Raw genomic sequence first — 16629 nt, 5'->3', positions numbered from 1 at the left:
CCGATGCCTCACCGTCGCCCCGGTCCCCTCATACCATTCATGCCATGGTCAGACGGGGTATGACGGCCCTCGCGGGCACGGTGACGGCGTTGACGGTCGGCGTGGGCATCGGCGCGCTCGCCGCCGCCCGACGGATCAGCGGGCCGCAGCGGCCGGCGATGGACCTCGGCTTCTCGCCCTTCGAGGTGGGCGTGCCGGCCGAGGACGTCACCTTCCACGCCTGCGACGGGACCCGCCTGGCGGCCTGGTGGCTGGACCGGCCGGGCTCGGACCGGGTCGCGGTCGTGTGCCACGGCCACCGCGGCAGCAAGGCCGACATGCTCGGCATCGGACCCGGTCTGTGGCGGGCGGGCTGGTCGGTGCTGCTGTTCGACTTCCGCGGCAACGGCGCCTCCGCCGACGGCCCGCAGTCGCTGGCGCACTACGAGCAGCGGGACCTGGAGGCGGCGATCGACCTGGCCGCGACACGGCGCCCGGACGCCGAGATCGACGTCGTGGGCTTCTCGATGGGGGCGGCCGTCTCGATCCTGGTGGCGGCCCGCGACCCGCGGGTCCGGCGGGTGGTGGCGGACTCGCCGTTCGCGGACCTGCACGGGGTGATCAGTGCCGCGGCCCGGTCGCTGCGCCTGCCTCCGGTGCCGCTCGTCGAGCTGGTCGACCGGGTGACCCGGCTGCGCTACGGCTATGCGTTCGACGAGGTGGAGCCGGTGGAGGTGGTGGGGGAGATCGCGCCGCGTCCGCTGCTGATCGTCCACGGGACCGAGGACGGGGTGATCCCGGTCGAGCACTCGCACCGGCTTGCGGCGGCCGCCGGGCCGGGGTCCCGGGTGCGCGTGGTGGAGGGGGTGGGCCACTGCGGGGCCTACTTCGCGGACCGGCCGGGCTACATCGCGATGGTCGCGGACTTCCTGCGGGGGCGGTGAGCCACCATCCCCGGCACACAGGTCCGCCCGGGACCTGGGCGAGGTCCCGGGCGGGCGGGGTTGGCGCGTCGGTGCGCCAGGGTCACCAGACCCGTCGACGCGAACCGCCGATCGGGACCAGGTTGAGGATCAGACCCACCACGATGAGGATCAGACCGACGTTGACCAGGACCTTCAGGGAGGGGACGAGCAGACCGAGGACCAGGAGGAGGAGGCCGAGGCCGACCATGAGGAGCTCCTTTCGACGTCCGCCCCGGGGGGGTCGAGGCGGGCTTGCGGCATTCCTACCCGGGTGTCCGGTCCGGACACGTCGTGTGGCCGGAGCGTGACCTGCCACTCAGGTCGCTCTCAGGTCCGACGCGCTTCGCGAGACCCGCCGTGCCGTGCGCGTCGACCTCGAGAGGCCGGCTGGCCCGGCACGGCTGCCGAGGACGAGGTTTCACGTGAAACCTGCTGCGACATGCGGCGAGTCGCCATGAGCGGCATCGCTCAGAAGGCGAACGAGTTGTGCGGCTCGGGGTCGTGGGCCAGCAGGCGTCCCAGCCGGCCGAGGGCCTCGGGTGCTGCGGTGAGCAGCCCCGCCTGGCCGAGGTGGTGGACCGACATACCGCCCAGGCAGAGGGCGCTCAGCCCGGGGATCGTGGCCACCACGTCGGGGGCGCCCTCGGTGCGCGTGCAGCTCGCGCCGTCGGGGTGGGCGTCCAGGCGCCAGCGGCCGACGTTCGCGGGGCACATAGGGGCCTCGGCGATCTCGACGACGAGGGAGTCCGCGACGGCATACCCCCGCCCCTCGAGCGCGCGGGGACGTCGAGCAGCCGGGCCCACAGGTTGTCGCTCTGGCGGTGATGCGCAGGGCGCGGGGGTTGGCGAGCAGCCAGCGCAGAGGCTCGTCGCGAGGGCGGGTGTGGGCGACGACGCGGGCCGACAGGTCGACGTCGAGGAGCAGGCCCCACAGTGCGCGGGTCGCCTCGGGCGTGAGGGTCTCGAAGGCCTCGACGACGACGGTGCCGGCGTCCTCGGCGCGGGCGGCCCACGGCTGCCGACAGCCCGCGATCCCGTCCACGACGCCGTCGGCGGCGCGGTGCACCAGGTGGCGCGGGGTGCCCTCGGTGCCCTGCGGGGTGTCGGTGAGGTGGGCCCAGCGGCCGGGGTCGGGCGCCTCGTCGAACATCCGCTGCATCATCCGGCGCAGGTGCCCGCGACGCCGGTGGGTCGCGAGGACGCCGGTCGAGGTGACGCCGCCCATCGGCAGCTGCCGTCCGCCCGGCACGGTGATCTCGAAGGTCAGCATCGCCGAGGCGCCCACGCACCGCCCGCCCTCGAACGCCCCGACGGGGTGGAAGGTCTCGTCCGCGGCGTCCTGGTCGGCGCGCTCCTCGAGCTGCTCCCGGGTCCAAGGGGTGGCGGGCGGTGGCCACGGCTCGGGGCCGCCGTGCCAGGCCGCGGGCGCCGGCTCCCAGTGCGGCGGGCCGGTGGCCATCGGCAGGCAGCGGTAGCAGTCCGGGAGCTCGTCCCGGCGCGGGGTCCTCCCCTCGACGGTCATGGGTCCAGTGCAGCGGCGAGGAGCGAGGCGCTGCAACCGGATTCCTGCCTCCCAGGATCGTGCACGTGGGACTCCGGGTGCAGCCGCACCCGATCCCGGACGCCGGCACGGGCGGCGGGTCACCAGATCCCCTGATCTGACGGATTCGTATGCCGAGGCGGCGCCGACCCGGTCAGGATGCGGCGAGCTGGGCCACGGCCCGGTCCGGATCGACGAGGCTCAGCACGATCCGGCGGAAGCGTGGGTCCCGCGTCTGCAGGACGACCCCCGGCATACCGCGATAGGTGACCGCGAAGGTCTCCCCGCCGACGTCACCCGCCAGCAGGAGGCCCGGGATGCCGACCGGGGGCAGCCCGAGCGGCCCGAGCGGCCGGGCCTGGTCGAGGCGGCGCCGACCCACCTGGTCCTCGGCGACGCGCATGGCGTCGGCCACCGCCTCGACGGCGTGGATGGCGTCCCGGCGGACCCGGACGTCGCCCCGCAGGGCGACGATCCGGTCGAGCAGGGCCAGCCTGATGGTGATCAGCTCGGGGCGGACGTCCAGACGCGGCATAGGACCAGGATCCCGAGCCCGCTGCCTTCACGCTCGACGAAGGACTCCTCACCCCACGGCTGTCACCGGGCGATCCGGTCAGCGCTCTCGGACCGGCCCCTGGACCCCAGCCAGAACGCGCAGACCATGGTGCAGAGGCCGACGAGCACCAGCACCATGGACCACGACTCGTGCTCGGGCCAGGCGCGACCCAGCAGCTGGGCGAGGAACACCAAGGAGAGGGCGGTGGTCGACAGCGCCGAACGCGCCTCGGCGGGTCCGGGGGTGCGCTCGATCCGGGTCTGCCAGACCAGGAAGCTCGCGGCCGACAGCCCGTTGAACACCAGCAGCCCTACCAGCGCGAGGCCCCACCCACCCACGGTCGACCGGCCGAGCAGCCCGACGACGATCCCGGCGACGCCGGCGAGCAGGGTGATCGCGTGACCGACGGCCGTCGCCCGCGGTGCAGAGACGTTCATGACGCCAGCCTAGGACCCCGCCCCCGACGGCTGGTCGCGGTCCAGGGAGGCCTGTGCCGCCAGGCCGCCGTACCGCGCACGCCGTGGGGCTGGCACGACCGTGCACCGACCGGCCGGCGCCATGATGCCGGGCGTGCCACGACGGTGAGCTGGATGCCATGAGCCACGAGGACTTCGCCGTCGTCGCACCCCGCACGGGCCCCGCGGCACGGCGCCCGTCGGTGGTGCGCCATAGTGTGCGCATGGCTCGGTCCTCGCTGCCCACCGGATCGGTCGCCCGCCGCGCGGCGCAGGCGCTCGGGCTCGCCTTCAACGACGACGGGACGTGGACGTCGTTGCGACTCAAGAGCGCTCGCGGCGAGGAGGTCATGGCGCGGCTGCGGCCCCCCGGCTCCCGGGCGCGGACCGCGACCACGATCGTCCTGTATGTCGAGAGCCAGCGCCGGGCCACCGACTTCTATGCCCAGGTGCTCGACCGGGAGCCGTCCCTCGACGTGCCCGGCATGACCGAGTTCGACCTCGGCGGGGCGACGCTCGGCCTGATGCCCGTCGCAGACCTGCCCGAGCTGCTGCCCGGTGTCACCGCGGGGAGGGGACCGCGGTGCGAGCTCTCCCTGCGGCGGGCGGACGCCGGGACGGTGCTGCGGCGCATCGAGGTCGCCGGTGGCCGGCTGCTGTCCCCGCTGTCCGAGCGCACCTGGGGCGAGCACGTCGGCTATGCGCTCGACCTGGACGGTCACGTGCTGGCGGTCGCCCAGGCCTGAGCGTCCAGCCCCCAGAAGCCCGCCAGCCCGACCAGAGGGCAGCCGGGCGGATTTCGGCTACCCCGGAGCAAAGGATCTGATCGTGGTCCCCTAGGGTGTGCGTGACCTCGCCCTGAGGTCCTCGCCCATCCAGTGGGAGGTGGCTCGTGAACTCGGATCCCGTCTCGATGAGCGGCCGGCCGATCCGGCCCGAGGACGAGCGCTCCGACGGCATACCGCCGCCGGACGCCCCGCACGACCACCCCGATCCTGCCGACGACCACTGGGACTTCGACGAGTCCTTGACAGAGGCCCTCCCGGCCTCCTTCGACGAGTCCTTCGCAGACCCCCTCCCGGCCTCCTTCGACGAGTCCTTGACAGAGGCCCTCCCGGCCTCCTTCAGCGAGTCCTTCGCGGACCCCCTCCCAGAGTCCTTCAGCGAGTCCTTCCCCGACGCCTTCCCGACCGTGGACCACTTCCCGCCGGGTGAAGCCCCCGACGCCGACCCAGCGAGCGTGGCCGCGGAGCCCAGGTCTCGGCGCAGCCTGTGGTCCCGGATCCCCACGACCGTCAAGGTCATCGTGCCCACGTGCATGCTCCTGGCCCTCGGCGGCGCCGGGTTGGCCCAGGTCGTGCTCAGCGACGGCGCCCCGACGACGGCCATCACCTATGCCAAGGCGCCCGCAGACCTGGCCGAGGAGCCGGCCACCACGCCCACCCACGGCGACGAAGCCTCCACACCGGCGGTGCCGCCGAGCCCGAGCGATCCAACCGATCCGAGCGATCCGGTCGACCCGGAGACCACCGACCCGGAGACCACCGACCCGACGCAGACGCCGTCGACCACGACGGCTCGCCCCACCCCGACCCACTCGCGGCGGACCACCGAGGCGCCCCACCCGGCGGACGTGCCCGACCCGCCGGCGCGGCCCACTGCCCGTCCGCCGGCGCCGCCCGCGCCTCCTAGGCCGAGGCCCCCCGCACCGCCGCGCCCCGCACCGGCGCCCGCCCCCACCGCGCGGCCGAGCACACCCGTTCCCCTCCCGCCGTGGGTCCCCAAGCCTCGCGTCACGCCGACGACGACGCCCCGTCCCACCTCCACCACGTCGCCGCGTCCCAGCCCGACCGAGACGTCAGAGCCCTCCCCGGAGAACCGTCGCGACTGATGGCAGCCAGGTCGGCAGGGACCCGGTCGACGGTCAGTCCTGCACCGCTCGTCGGTCCTGCGCCGCCGGTGGGTCCAGGCGCAGGGCGGCGTCGAGGGTCAGGGCGTACCACCGCACCGCGAGCTGCTCGACGTCCTGGTGCGGCGCCGAGAGCTGGTGCAGCTGCAGGCCGTCCAGGACCGCGGCGAGCAGCCGGCTACCCGCCGCCGGGGCCGTGGCACCCTCGGCCGCGAGCACCGCGGCGCCCAGGTCGACATAGGTCTGCCGCCAGTCCGCGACGACCGACTGCAGGTGAGGCCGTCTCGCGGCATACAGGAAGAGCTCGAACCGGGCCAACGTCAGGTCCTGCCGGCTCGTGAGGCCCGTCACCATGCTCGCCATCACCGCGTGCAGGTCGGGGTCGCCGCTGCCGCCGCCCTCGGCCAGACGTTCGGTGCAGGCCGCGACGGCCTGCTCCAGGTCGCCGCGCTCGATGTCGACGAGCCGGGCGAGCATCGCCTCGATGAGCGCGTCGCGGGTCTTGAAGTGGTACGTCGTCGAGCCGTGGGAGACCTCGGCGCGCTTCTCCACGGCCCGGTGGGACAGCGCCTGCAGGCCCTCCTCGGCCAGCAGGGCGAGCGCCGCGTCGAGGATGCGCACCCGGGTGTCGTCACTCACGGCCCCGAGGGTACTCTTTCTACGTTCGTAGAACTTCTACACTCGTAGAAAGCGAGCGGCGCATGCCCTCCCAGGACACCACCCGACCCGCCCTCGTCCTGGCGACGATGGCCCTGACCCAGTTCATGGTGATCCTCGACGACACCGTGGTGAACGTCGCCCTCCCCTCCCTCGGCCGCGAGCTGGGTTTCACCCCAGGCGGTCTCGCATGGGTCGTCGATGCCTACATGCTGGCCTTCGGCGGCTGCATGCTGCTCTGCGGACGGCTCGCCGACCTGCTCGGACGTCGCGCCGTGTTCCTCACCGGCGTCGCGGTCTTCACCCTCGCGAGCCTGTGCTCCGGTCTGGCCCAGGACGACTCGACCCTCGTGGCTGCCCGCGCCGCCCAGGGCCTGGGCGCCGCCGCCCTCACCCCCTCAGCCCTGGCGATCGTGCTGCACACCTTCACCGAGCCGACCGCCCGGCGCCAGGTCATGGGGCTGTGGAGCGGGCTGCAAGGCGTGAGCGGGGTGCTCGGCGTGCTCGTCGGCGGGATCGTCACCGACCGGGCCGGCTGGCGGTGGGTCTTCCTCGTCAACGTGCCCGTCGGGGTCGTCATGGTGCTCGGCGTGCTCGCCGCCCACCTGCCCGCCCAGCCCCGGCACGCGCTGCGCGCCCTCGACGTCCCCGGCGCGCTCACCGCGACCGCCGGCCTGACCCTGCTGACCTGGACCGTGCTCGGCACCATCCACCGCAGCTGGACCGACCCGGCGACCCTGCTCGGCCTGGGCGCGGCCGCGGTGCTGCTCGGCGCCTTCGGGGCGCTGGAGCGACGAGCCCCGCAGCCCCTGGTCGACCTGAGCATCTTTGCGCGGCGGGACTTCTCGGTGGCGGCGTCGGCGACGGCGCTGCTCTCGGGGGCGTTGTTCGCGTTGTTCTTCTTCCTGACGCAGTACATGCAGGTCGTCCAGGGCTTCACCCCCTGGCAGACCGGGCTGCACTGGATCCCCTGGAGCATCACGCTCGTGCTCGTCGCGGGCGCCTCCACGCAGCTGCTTCCCCGCCTGGGAGCCCGTGTCATGGTCGTCTCGGGCGGCCTGCTCGGGGCTGCCGGCTTCCTGCTGTGCACCCGGTTGCAGGCGGGCGGGAGCTATGCGGCGCAACAGCTTCCGGCGCTGCTGTGCCTCGGCGTCGGCGTCGGCCTGGCGATGCTGCCGCTCGCCGTGGTGCTCACCCGCAGGGTCGCAGCCGCGGCCGCAGGCGAGGTGTCCGCGGTGATGGGCACCCTCCAGCAGGTGGGCGGCGCGCTGGGCGTCGCGTCCCTCGCGTCGATCGCGGTGGCGCGCGGCCAGGAGGCCTCCGCGCGGGCGCCGCACGACCCGGCCGGGGCGGTGGTCGAGGGCTTCCACCGCGGGTTCCTCGCGGCCGCGGGGCTGATGGCCGCCGTCGCCCTGCTCGGGCTGCTCCTGCCGAGCCTGCGCGGCGAGATCACCGCCGAGGACGCGATGACCGTCTGAGCCACGGCTCCGGTATGGCGACAGACCCCGCCCACCGTCGGCCGCGGACGGGGTCTCCCGGCATACGGCCTGGTCCGACCTCAGCCGCGATGGCCGAAGCCGAGGCACACGAGCCGCCCGTCGAAGGGATGGCTGGACAGGCGGATGCTGCGGCCCTCCTCGTTGCCCCCGATCGTCGTGAGCACGCCGTCGGCGAGACCGAGGACGTAGTTGGTGTGCTGGTCGAACGACCCGCCGTGGTCGTAGATCGCGATGTCACCCGCCACCGGCACGTAACCGCTCGCCGCGGGGTGCCAGGCGCGCGTGTCCCGCAGGTGGTCGAGCAGCGTCATGGTGCCGGGGATGCGCCAGCCGCCGCCGTTGGGGTTGCGCAACGGGGCGCCGCTCGCCCGCTCCACCCAGCTGACGAAGTCCGAGCACCACGGCTCGCCCTGGACCGGTGTGTAGCGCGAGGGCGGGGGCTGTGCGGCGTACTCGGCGCGCAGGACGTCGAGGACCTTGCGCTGGTGCGGCGAGAGGGCGGCGTGCGAGAGGTCCGGGAACGGCGGCGGCGTCGGGGCGGCCGGGTGGACGCCGGGCAGGCGCGAGCACCCGCCCAGGACAAGCGCACCGGCGGTCAGGGCGAGCAGGTCGCGGCGCCCGACGTGAGTCATGCGGGCGACCCTATCCGGCGCGCCGCCACCCCTCGCGGGCGCCTCACGGTCGCGTCGCCGGCCACCCACCCGCCGCGCCCTCCTCCACGCTCGCAACTGACCGCGTGCACGTCCTCGCGTCCACGACGTGCAGTTCTTGAGCTGCGAGCGCAGGCACGGCGCGGGCGGGCGTGGCGGGGCGAGACGCGCTGTGCCCCAGGTCCGCAGCGTGCGGTGGCCGGGGTCCGCCGCGGCTGACAGGATCGACGTGTCCGCGCTGCGAACCTCAGGAGATACGGTGACCACCGAGCCGTCCACCGCGCTGCCAACCCTTTCCTCCGCGGCCGACGATCGCACCATGCTCACGGCCTTCCTCGGTCAGCCGTATGACGCCGTCGGCGAGCCCTGGTCCTCCCGGCGCGGCACCGACCCGGACTGGGAGTGGGACGTCAGGGCCGACAGCGGGCCGCGGCTGCTGGCGTGGTTCGACGAGGCATGCGAGGCCGCCCGCCAGGCCTATGCCACCGCGGACTCCTGCGCCACCCTCAGCCGCATCGCGGGCAGCCCCGACCCCGGCGAGGAGCCGGGCGAGGACGAGACGCCGCACGAGTTGCGGTGGATCCTCACCCATCTCATCGAGGAGCACGCGCGCCACGCGGGTCACCTGGACCTGCTGCGGGAGCACCTGGACGGCACCACCGGCGACTGACGGCCGGGCTACGCCCTCCAAACCTGTTGCCGCCTAGGGACAGCCGTGGTCGCATGACAGCCATGACCGACCTGAGCACGCCCCGCCTGCTGCTGCGCCCCGTCGACGTCGCCCAGGCGCAGCGCATCGTCGCCCGCCGGCCCGACGCGAGCGACCGCTGGGCCTCGGACTTCCCCTTCGAGGGGGACGTCGTGGGCGCCCGCATGCACCTGCGGGCCACCCAGGAGAGCGGCGAGCAGCAGCCCTTCGGCCTCTACCTGATCGTGCGCGCCGCGGACGGACTCGCCGTCGGGGCCTGCGGGTTCAAGGGTCGACCGGTCGACGGCGTCGCGGAGATCGGCTACGGCCTGGTGCCGTCCGCCCGCGGTCAGGGGTATGCCGCGGAGGCGGCCACCGCACTCGTGGATCTGGCCCGGCGCCAAGGACTCTCGCGGGTGCTCGCGGACACCGATCCCGAGGACGTGGCGTCCCGGCGCACCCTGGAGCGGGCGGGCTTCACCCAGGTCGGGGCGGACGCCGGGCTCTGCTCCTACGAGCCCCGCCTCTGAGCCCACCGACCGCGCCGCCCCGACGCTGCCGAGATCCCACCCGCGAGAGGACTCGTCGTCAAGATCGACCTCGAGGACCTCTACCAGCCGCCCACCGGGCGATTCGTCGAGGTGGACGTCCCCGCGATCCGGTATGTCGCGATCGACGGCCACGGCGACCCCAGCACACCTCCGGCGCGACCACCCCCGTGCCGTGGAGTCGCTCTACACCTCGGCATACGCCATCCGTGCCCTCGCGAGGGCCACCGGCGTCGAGATCGTCGTCGGGCCGCTGGAGGGGCTGTGGGCCAGCGCCAACCCGGCGAGCTTCACCGCGCGGGACAAGGACTCGTGGGACTGGACGATGCTGATCGCCATACCGGACGCCGTCGCCGAGGACCATGTCCACGAGGGCCTGGCCGCCGCGGCCACCACGAAGCCGCAGAGGATCGCGGGGGCGGGATCGCCGGTCCCCTCGCACCGGGTGCCGGAGCCGTCCCGCAGGACTAGCGTGCGAGGTATGACGGAGACCCAGCTCGACCAGATGTTCCCGCTCGGCGAGCCGAACGACGCCTACGCGCAGTACTTCTCGGGCCAGAGCTATCTGGCGCCGCTCACCGACGGCCCGGTGCCGGTCAGCAACGTGACCTTCGAGCCGGGGTACCGCAACACCTGGCACATCCACCACGGGACGGCCGGCGGCGGCGACCAGATCCTGATGTGCACGGCCGGGAGCGGGTGGGTGCAGCTCGACGGCGAGGAGCCGGTGAGCCTCACACCCGGCACGACCTTCCGCGTGCCCGCGGGCACCCGGCACTGGCACGGCGCCAAGGCCGAGTCGTGGTTCTCCCACGTCGCTTTCATCACGCCGGGCGAGGACGTGCGCAACGAGTGGCTGGAGCCCGTCTCCGACGAGGCCTATGCCGCGCTCCACGCCCCCACCGACGAGGAGTCCCGGTGAAGCAGCGCGAGCTCGGACGCTCCGGCCTGCACGTCTCCGCCATCGGTCTGGGCTGCATGAGCCTGACCACCGCCGACCAGGCCCATGGGGTGATCCGCGCGGCGCTGGACGCGGGCGTGACCCTCTTCGACACCGCGGAGGTGTATGGCGCGCACGAGAACGAGCGGCTCGTGGGCGCCGAGCTGCGCGGGGTGCGCGAGACGGTCCAGATCGCCACGAAGTTCGGCTTCAACGTCAACAACGGCCAGGAGGGCCTGAACTCGCGCCCCGAGCACGTCAAGGAGGTCGTCGACGGGTCGCTGCAGCGGCTGGGCATCGAGCAGATCGACCTGCTCTACCAGCACCGCCTCGACCCGCAGGTGCCCATCGAGGAGACCGCCGGCGCCGTCCGGGAACTGATCGCCGCCGGCAAGGTCGCCCACTTCGGCCTGTCCGAGGTCGGCGTGGACACGATCCGGCGCGCCCACGCGGTCCAGCCGGTGACGGCGCTGCAGTCGGAGTACTCCCTGTGGTGGCGCGAGCCCGAGGCCGAGATCCTGCCCGTCCTCGACGAGCTCGGCATCGGGCTGGTGCCCTTCAGCCCGCTCGGCAAGGGCTTCCTCACCGGCACCATCCGGACCGCCGCCGACGTCGCGGGGCAGCACATCTCGATGTTCCCGCGGTTCAACGACGAGACCCTCGCCCGGCACCAAGCTCTCGTCGACGCCGTCGCCGCGGTGGCCGAGCGGCACGGGTGCACGCCGGGCCAGGTGGCGCTGGCATGGATCATCGGGCGGCTGCCAGGTGCCGCGCCGATCCCCGGCACGAGCAAGCCCGAGCGCGCCACCGAGAACGCGCACGCCGCCGACGTCAGCCTCACCCCGGCCGACCTCGCCGAGCTCGACCGGGTCTCCGCGGACTGCCAGGTCGACCCGCTGCGCTATCCCGACCACATGCAGCAGATGATCGATCGCTGACCGAGGTCTCCCCAGGGCGTATGCCGGATCACGGCAGCGGGCGACCCCGCCGGACGGCATACCGGTGGGGTCGCCCGCTGCTCGACGGTGGCCTTCCTCCTGCCCGCAGGGCCTGGAGCAGAGCAGATCGAGCCAGACCCGCGCGGCGACCGGCCCCCCTGCCTAGGCTCGAAGGACCGCCGGGTGCACGAGGCCCGGCATGGCTGGGGGAGGTTCGTGGTGAAGCGCGCGCTGATGTGGGTGGGCGTGGTGATCGGGGGCGTGGTGGGGCTGCTCTTCCTCCTGGTGGGAGTCCTGCTGCTGCGCGACGGGGAGGTCGGGGCGGCAGTCTTCGGGCTGGTGGTCGCGGCGGGCCCGCTCTGCCTCGCCGCCCTGTGCCTGCGGTGGTTGAACCGGCACCGGGGAGAGCCGGTGCGCCGCGGCACGGTCGGGCCTGCGCCGACGCCATCCACGCCGCGGTCGGCTGCGCAGCCGACACCTGCGCAGCCGACACCGAGCCCTCGCCCGTCGGCGGCACCGGCCCCCGGGCGGACGCCCGTCATACCGGCTCCGGCTCCGGCTCCGGCTCCGGCCAGGGTGCGCCGGGTGGAGCCTCCGCTCCCGCCGCGCACGTCACGGCCCCGGTTTCGCCGCGGCGCCCCCGGCATCGAGTTCGGTTATGCCGAGCACGGTGGGCCGCGCGAGCACAGCGGCCCGTTCGCGATCGTCGACGTGGAGACGACCGGGTTCGCCGCGGACCAGGACGACCGGGTCATCGAGGTAGCGGTGGCCCGGGTCGACGCCACCGGGCGGATCGAGGACGAGTGGGCCACCCTCGTCAATCCGCGACGGGACACCGGGCCGGTGTTCATCCACCACATCACCGACGAGGCGGTCGCCGGGGCACCGACCTTCGAGGAGATCGCGGACGAGCTGCTGGCCAGGCTGGAGGGGGCGGTCGTCGTGGCGCACAACGCGTCCTTCGACGAGCGGTTCCTGCGGGCCGAGCTGGCGCGCGCCGGGTATGCCGGGCTTCGGGCGCCGGCCCTGTGCTCGTTGTGGCTGAGCCGACGGACCCTCGACACCCCCAACCACAAGCTGGGCACCCTCGGACGGCACTACGGCTGCGCCGCCGTCGACGCGCACAGCGCGCTGGGTGACGTCCGCACCGTCGCCCGGCTCCTGCCCATCATGCTCGACCGCCACGGGGAGACGTTGACCTTCCCGTTCGACCCTTACGTGCACACGCCCTCGGGCGGCGGGTCGACCCGGGTGGTCACCCGGGCAGCGACGCTGCGCAAGGGCGAGGTCGGGTGGATGAGCACGCTCCTGGACCGGCTCCCGCTGACCGCCAACGACATCACGGACGACGTCGCCGCGCGGTATCTCGACGCTCTCAGCGCCGCGATGGAGGACGGCAGGATCGTGGGCGAGGAGGCGAAGCTCCTGGCTCGCATCGCCGGCCAGGGCGGGCTCGGTGCCGGTCAGGTGCGAGCGCTGAACGAACGCTTCCTGGAGGGGCTGCGCGAGGCCGCCTTCGAGGACGACGTCCTGACCCGGGACGAGCTGCGCGCCCTGACCCGCGCGGCCGACGCGCTGGGAGCGACGGGGTACTTCGCCGATCTCACCCCCTCGTCGCCGTCGCCGTCCCTCGACGACACCCGGGCCAGCGAGCCGGCCGGGCCTGCGGCGCCGGTCGTCGCCCCTGCGCCCGCCGAGCGCAAGGTCCGGCGGTGCGGCTACTGCCGACAGCCCGGCCACTACCGCCCCCGGTGCCCGGAGCTCGCGTCCGGTGAGGTGGCGGGCTGAGTCTCCGTGCGCCCTCGGCCGACGCGCACTGCCCTGGCCGTATGCCGTGCGGTCAGCCCGGGGTCACCTGGATCAGCGCCGCCACGCCGCCACCGGAGAGGGTCACCGTGGCCGTGAGGTCGGTGAGCACGTCCAGCGGGGCGACATGTGCTGCCGTCGAGCCCGACTCGGCGCGCAGTCGACCGGCGAGGATCGCGACGAGCGTCGCTCCGGCGGGGTCGACCTCCATTCGGCCGCCGGCGATCCGGTGCGTGGTGACCGTCCCCCGGCAGCGGTCCCGACGAGTCATCAGGTTGAGGTCGACGGTGGGCTGCGTGACCTGGCAGTCGATCTCGTCCTCGCCCGCGAAGGCACAGGGCTCGTACGGCGCGAGCTCGTGGACGACGCTGCCCGAGCCGGCGCTCCCTGGACCTACCTGCGGCCGGATCGTCAGCCGCATCCCGGGCCCCTCGACCAGCGTGATCACCCGATCCACGCCCGGATAGGCCGAGAAGGGTCCGGACCGGTCGACGTGCGCGAAGCTGACGCGCCAGTCGAAGTCGCCGGTGCGCGGCGCGCGGGCGACCTCGAGCGTGCGGCCCCCGCCGTTGAGCCAGGGCATCTCGGCATGGTCCTCGCGGCGCAGCACGGTGAAGGTCATGCCGCCAGCATGCCCGAAGCACCCCGTACGCCGAGCACCAGGGATCCGCACACCGCGAGACCCGCGGCGTCTGAGGGGCCGGTTCGTTCCTCAGCTCTTGAGCGGCGCGGTGCCGGACACCTCTTCCACCGCGAAGCGGGCGTCGTTGTCGTCCATCTTGGCGACGACGGCCTCACCCAGGTCGATCCCGAGCGCGTTCGCCAGGTGGAGCAGATAGATCAGCACGTCCGCCATCTCCTGGCCGGCCCGCGCCCGCGACACGGAGTCACCTGACACCGGCGCCCACTGGAACAGCTCCGCGAGCTCGCCGACCTCACCCGTGAGCGCGAGGATCAGCGACTTCGGATCGTGGAACTGCGTCCAGTCGCGAGCCACGGTGAACGCGGCGGCCCGCGCGGCGAGATCGTCGAGCGTAGGCCGAGAGTCCATGGGACGAGCGTGCCACCGCGAGCCCGCAGGCGCCAAGGAACGTCGCCTCCGTAGGCTGGCCAGGTTCACCATACGAAACGGAGAGGGACGACGTGACTCCACGGGCATTCGTCAGGCGCATCCCCTTCACCGAGGTCGAGCTGACCGCGCTGATCGAGGAGCTGCGAGGCGCCACCTCTCCTGCGGACAGGGCCGTGGCCACGCACCTGCTCGACTTCCCGACCGTCTACGTGGTGCACAAGGGCGCGGGGGCGGGCAAGTACGACGTCTACGTCGGCGAGACCTCCGACATACGCAGTCGCACGGTGCAACACCTGCGAGCCGACATCCTCGTCCGTGAAGAGTGGTCCGGCCTCGTAGCGGCCTCGGACGCCCAGATGTACGTGATCGGGCACGAACACTTCCACAAGTCGATGACCTTGGACGTCGAGAACAGGCTGATGCACTGGCTCCAAGGCTCCGACGCAGTGGACCACCTGTACAACCGGCAGTTCAATCCCCAGAACGACTACTACCGGCGCGACCTGCTGGACGAGACCTTCCGCGACACCTGGCGGCAGCTGCGCGCGCACGACGAGCGACTCTTCCCCACCGAGAAGATCGTCCGTGAGTCCGCCCTGTTCAAGGCGTCGCCCTTCCACAAGCTGACGCAGCAGCAGCTGGCGGCCAAGGCGCAGATCCATGACGCGATCGTGGACGCGCGCGCCGCCAGGTCCACGGGCCGGCTGATCCTGGTCGAGGGCTCCGCGGGCACCGGCAAGACGGTGCTGCTCAGCAGCCTGTTCTACGACCTCTTCGTCGACGACGTCGCCGACGACGTGACGGTCGGTCGCAAGGACCTGGACGCCAGGCTGCTCGTCAACCACGACCAGCAGCTGACCGTCTACGAGCAGATCGCGCGCAAGCTCGGCCTGTCGAGCCGCGCCCACGAGCGGGTCTCCAAGCCCACCCGGTTCATCAACGGGCACCCCGTCGACAAGGAGCCGGTGGACGTGGTGCTCGTCGACGAGGCCCACCTGCTGTGGACGCAGGGCAAGCAGTCCTACCGGGGCAAGAACATGCTGGCCGACCTGCGGGCCCGGGCACGCGTCGTGGTGGCGATCTTCGACCCGATGCAGATGGTCGCCACCAACCAGTACTGGGAGCCCCACCAGCTCGCGGCGCTGCGCGAGTCCGCGACCCAGGTCATCGAGCTGGACCAGCAGATGCGTATGGCATCGTCCGAGGCCACCTATCGATGGATCCGTGGTCTTGTCGAGGACCGCCGGGTGGACCCCATCCCGCACGACCCCGGTTATGACGTCGTCGTCTTCGACGACCCTCACGAGCTGTATGCCGCCGTGCGGGAGCGGGCGACCGATGAGGGCCACGGGCTCTCGCGGCTGACGGCCACCTTCGACTGGAAGTTCGTCGAGAAGCGTCGTGACGGCGGACAGACCTGGGACGTCGTCGTGGATGACTTCCGCCTGCCCTGGAACCTGCAGGTGGAGTACACCGCGACCGAGGCGCGCCATGCACGTGGCCTGTCCTGGGCGGAACGCCCTCGGTCGTTGGAGGAGGTCGGGTCCACCTTCACGGTGCAGGGCTTCGACCTCGACTACGCGGGGGTGATCATCGGGCCGTCCGTGACCTATCGCGACGGGCGAGTGGTCTTCGACCCGAAGGCCAGCGCCAACCGGAACGCCACCCAGCGGCGCACCCTCGCGGACGGGTCCACGGTCTCGATCGCCGAGGAGCTGCTGCGCAACGAGCTCAACGTCCTGCTCACGCGTGGCGTCCGCGGCCTCTACCTGTATGCCGTCGACCCGGCCCTGCGAGAGGTCCTCCTGCGGGCGGCCTCGACCTGACAGCATCCTGGCGGCATGGCCACGGGCACGACCGACACATTCGCCGGTCTGCCGCCCTGTTGCTCGAGACAGCCTCCGACCTGGCAGCTCGTCGGCGAGGTCGTGCTGAACGAGTGGCGACGAGGACAACCACGCGCGCAGCTTCCGCACTCTGATCGGGTCGGCCGGTCGCGGTCGCGGGCGCGGCACCGAGGCCACCCGCCTGGTCGTCGAGCACGGCCTCACCACGATGGGGCTGCACCGGATCAGCCTGGAGGTCTACGACGTCAACCCGCGGGCGCGGCACGTCTACGAGAAGGTCGGGTTCGTGCGCGCGGACCTCGTGGCGGCGACCTTGATGACCGTCCCGTCCGGCATACGCACGCAGGAAGTCTCGCAGCCCAGCCACCGGATCTGCGGGACGAGGCCCGCTCGATCCCGACCCGTCCGTGACCTGCTGCTGCCGCTCGGCGGGGACGGCGAGCACCTCGTCGACGTCCCACGGCTCGCGGGAGGTCGTCGTGATCGCGCCCTCTCCGCTGGCGGACACCTGCCCGATCTCGTGGTCGTCGTCCACGACGCTCGACCTCCTCCCACGTGGGCGCCCGGTGCCCGCTGATGT

Annotated in this window: 19 protein-coding genes and 1 pseudogene; 11 read left to right on the top strand and 9 right to left on the bottom strand. The window is 73.0% G+C overall.

Annotated elements, in window-relative coordinates:
- Positions 1-44: 44 nt before the first annotated feature.
- Entirely contained in the window at positions 45-923 is an 879-nt protein-coding gene (locus MM438_RS00155) for an alpha/beta hydrolase (RefSeq protein WP_241449230.1), read from the top strand.
- Positions 924-1005: 82 nt separating this feature from the next.
- Here the strand turns inward: MM438_RS00155 and MM438_RS00150 are convergent, their stop codons facing one another.
- From MM438_RS00150 to MM438_RS00135, 5 genes and pseudogenes are all read right to left on the bottom strand, one after another.
- Positions 1006-1152, bottom strand: a complete 147-nt coding sequence (locus MM438_RS00150; RefSeq protein ID WP_241449229.1) for a hypothetical protein — start codon at positions 1150-1152, stop codon at positions 1006-1008.
- 260 nt (positions 1153-1412) lie between these two features.
- Positions 1413-1748 carry a sterol carrier protein domain-containing protein gene (locus tag MM438_RS00145; protein ID WP_241449228.1) on the bottom strand — a complete coding sequence of 112 codons (336 nt, stop codon included), beginning with the start codon at positions 1746-1748 and terminating at the stop codon, positions 1413-1415.
- Between the two features lie 31 nt (positions 1749-1779).
- Positions 1780-2403 (bottom strand): annotated as a pseudogene (locus tag MM438_RS16875) (GNAT family N-acetyltransferase); the annotation flags it as partial.
- Positions 2404-2638: 235 nt separating this feature from the next.
- Positions 2639-3019: a hypothetical protein gene (locus MM438_RS00140; protein ID WP_241449227.1), complete on the bottom strand. Its 381-nt coding sequence runs from the start codon at positions 3017-3019 to the stop codon at positions 2639-2641.
- Positions 3020-3081: 62 nt separating this feature from the next.
- Positions 3082-3477: a hypothetical protein gene (locus MM438_RS00135; RefSeq protein WP_241449226.1), complete on the bottom strand. Its 396-nt coding sequence runs from the start codon at positions 3475-3477 to the stop codon at positions 3082-3084.
- Between the two features lie 158 nt (positions 3478-3635).
- Here MM438_RS00135 and MM438_RS00130 point away from each other — a divergent pair, with 158 nt between their 5' ends.
- Positions 3636-4241, top strand: coding sequence for a VOC family protein (locus tag MM438_RS00130; protein WP_241449225.1), 606 nt, complete (start codon positions 3636-3638; stop codon positions 4239-4241).
- Between the two features lie 146 nt (positions 4242-4387).
- Positions 4388-5386 (top strand): hypothetical protein, encoded by a 999-nt coding sequence (locus MM438_RS00125; protein WP_241449224.1) that lies wholly within the window; start codon positions 4388-4390, stop codon positions 5384-5386.
- A gap of 33 nt (positions 5387-5419) precedes the next feature.
- On the opposite strand, the gene MM438_RS00120 is transcribed toward MM438_RS00125, so the two are convergent.
- A complete protein-coding gene (locus MM438_RS00120; protein WP_241449223.1) occupies positions 5420-6043 on the bottom strand; it encodes a TetR/AcrR family transcriptional regulator in 624 nt (207 codons plus the stop codon).
- A 62-nt stretch (positions 6044-6105) separates the two neighbouring features.
- Between MM438_RS00120 and MM438_RS00115 the strand changes: the two genes are divergently transcribed.
- A complete protein-coding gene (locus MM438_RS00115; protein ID WP_241449222.1) occupies positions 6106-7539 on the top strand; it encodes an MFS transporter in 1434 nt (477 codons plus the stop codon).
- An 80-nt stretch (positions 7540-7619) separates the two neighbouring features.
- Here the strand turns inward: MM438_RS00115 and MM438_RS00110 are convergent, their stop codons facing one another.
- The gene (locus MM438_RS00110) at positions 7620-8192 is read right to left on the bottom strand and encodes a CHAP domain-containing protein (protein ID WP_241449221.1); all 573 of its coding nucleotides are present in this window, start codon (positions 8190-8192) and stop codon (positions 7620-7622) included.
- A 277-nt stretch (positions 8193-8469) separates the two neighbouring features.
- On the opposite strand from MM438_RS00110, the gene MM438_RS00105 reads away from it, so the two are divergent.
- The 5 genes from MM438_RS00105 (at position 8470) to MM438_RS00085 (ending at position 13112) form a co-directional block, all read left to right on the top strand.
- Positions 8470-8880, top strand: coding sequence for a mycothiol transferase (locus MM438_RS00105; RefSeq protein ID WP_241449220.1), 411 nt, complete (start codon positions 8470-8472; stop codon positions 8878-8880).
- 62 nt (positions 8881-8942) lie between these two features.
- A complete protein-coding gene (locus MM438_RS00100) occupies positions 8943-9428 on the top strand; it encodes a GNAT family N-acetyltransferase (RefSeq protein WP_241449219.1) in 486 nt (161 codons plus the stop codon).
- 193 nt (positions 9429-9621) lie between these two features.
- Positions 9622-10368 (top strand): cupin domain-containing protein, encoded by a 747-nt coding sequence (locus MM438_RS16545; protein WP_241449218.1) that lies wholly within the window; start codon positions 9622-9624, stop codon positions 10366-10368.
- Positions 10365-11324: an aldo/keto reductase gene (locus MM438_RS00090; protein ID WP_241449217.1), complete on the top strand. Its 960-nt coding sequence runs from the start codon at positions 10365-10367 to the stop codon at positions 11322-11324. The genes MM438_RS16545 and MM438_RS00090 overlap by 4 nt, the downstream gene beginning before the upstream one ends.
- Before the next feature lie 219 nt (positions 11325-11543).
- Positions 11544-13112: a 3'-5' exonuclease gene (locus MM438_RS00085; RefSeq protein WP_338155482.1), complete on the top strand. Its 1569-nt coding sequence runs from the start codon at positions 11544-11546 to the stop codon at positions 13110-13112.
- A 52-nt stretch (positions 13113-13164) separates the two neighbouring features.
- Here the strand turns inward: MM438_RS00085 and MM438_RS00080 are convergent, their stop codons facing one another.
- Entirely contained in the window at positions 13165-13752 is a 588-nt protein-coding gene (locus MM438_RS00080; protein ID WP_241449216.1) for a HutD/Ves family protein, read from the bottom strand.
- Between the two features lie 90 nt (positions 13753-13842).
- Positions 13843-14181 (bottom strand): nucleotide pyrophosphohydrolase, encoded by a 339-nt coding sequence (locus tag MM438_RS00075; RefSeq protein WP_241449215.1) that lies wholly within the window; start codon positions 14179-14181, stop codon positions 13843-13845.
- A gap of 92 nt (positions 14182-14273) precedes the next feature.
- Here MM438_RS00075 and MM438_RS00070 point away from each other — a divergent pair, with 92 nt between their 5' ends.
- Positions 14274-16028: a DNA/RNA helicase domain-containing protein gene (locus MM438_RS00070; RefSeq protein ID WP_241449214.1), complete on the top strand. Its 1755-nt coding sequence runs from the start codon at positions 14274-14276 to the stop codon at positions 16026-16028.
- 151 nt (positions 16029-16179) lie between these two features.
- Complete coding sequence (locus MM438_RS00065) at positions 16180-16626, top strand: GNAT family N-acetyltransferase (RefSeq protein WP_338155556.1); 447 nt, start codon at positions 16180-16182, stop codon at positions 16624-16626.
- Positions 16627-16629 lie beyond the last annotated feature (3 nt).

The sequence above is a fragment of the Arsenicicoccus dermatophilus genome, assembly GCF_022568795.1.
GTDB lineage: Bacteria > Actinomycetota > Actinomycetes > Actinomycetales > Dermatophilaceae > Arsenicicoccus > Arsenicicoccus dermatophilus.
The sequence above is the reverse complement of the archived record's forward strand: the minus strand, read 5'-3'. Positions and strand labels throughout refer to the sequence as shown.

What these genes read in the sequence shown, in the direction of transcription:
- MM438_RS00155 (WP_241449230.1), top strand. Translation starts at nt 45, where the DNA reads ATGGTCAGACGGGGTATGACGGCCCTCGCGGGCACGGTGACGGCGTTG.
- MM438_RS00150 (WP_241449229.1), bottom strand. Translation starts at nt 1,152, where the DNA reads ATGGTCGGCCTCGGCCTCCTCCTCCTGGTCCTCGGTCTGCTCGTCCCC.
- MM438_RS00140 (WP_241449227.1), bottom strand. Translation starts at nt 3,019, where the DNA reads ATGCCGCGTCTGGACGTCCGCCCCGAGCTGATCACCATCAGGCTGGCC.
- MM438_RS00135 (WP_241449226.1), bottom strand. Translation starts at nt 3,477, where the DNA reads ATGAACGTCTCTGCACCGCGGGCGACGGCCGTCGGTCACGCGATCACC.
- MM438_RS00130 (WP_241449225.1), top strand. Translation starts at nt 3,636, where the DNA reads ATGAGCCACGAGGACTTCGCCGTCGTCGCACCCCGCACGGGCCCCGCG.
- MM438_RS00115 (WP_241449222.1), top strand. Translation starts at nt 6,106, where the DNA reads ATGCCCTCCCAGGACACCACCCGACCCGCCCTCGTCCTGGCGACGATG.
- MM438_RS00110 (WP_241449221.1), bottom strand. Translation starts at nt 8,192, where the DNA reads ATGACTCACGTCGGGCGCCGCGACCTGCTCGCCCTGACCGCCGGTGCG.
- MM438_RS00100 (WP_241449219.1), top strand. Translation starts at nt 8,943, where the DNA reads ATGACCGACCTGAGCACGCCCCGCCTGCTGCTGCGCCCCGTCGACGTC.
- MM438_RS00080 (WP_241449216.1), bottom strand. Translation starts at nt 13,752, where the DNA reads ATGACCTTCACCGTGCTGCGCCGCGAGGACCATGCCGAGATGCCCTGG.
- MM438_RS00075 (WP_241449215.1), bottom strand. Translation starts at nt 14,181, where the DNA reads ATGGACTCTCGGCCTACGCTCGACGATCTCGCCGCGCGGGCCGCCGCG.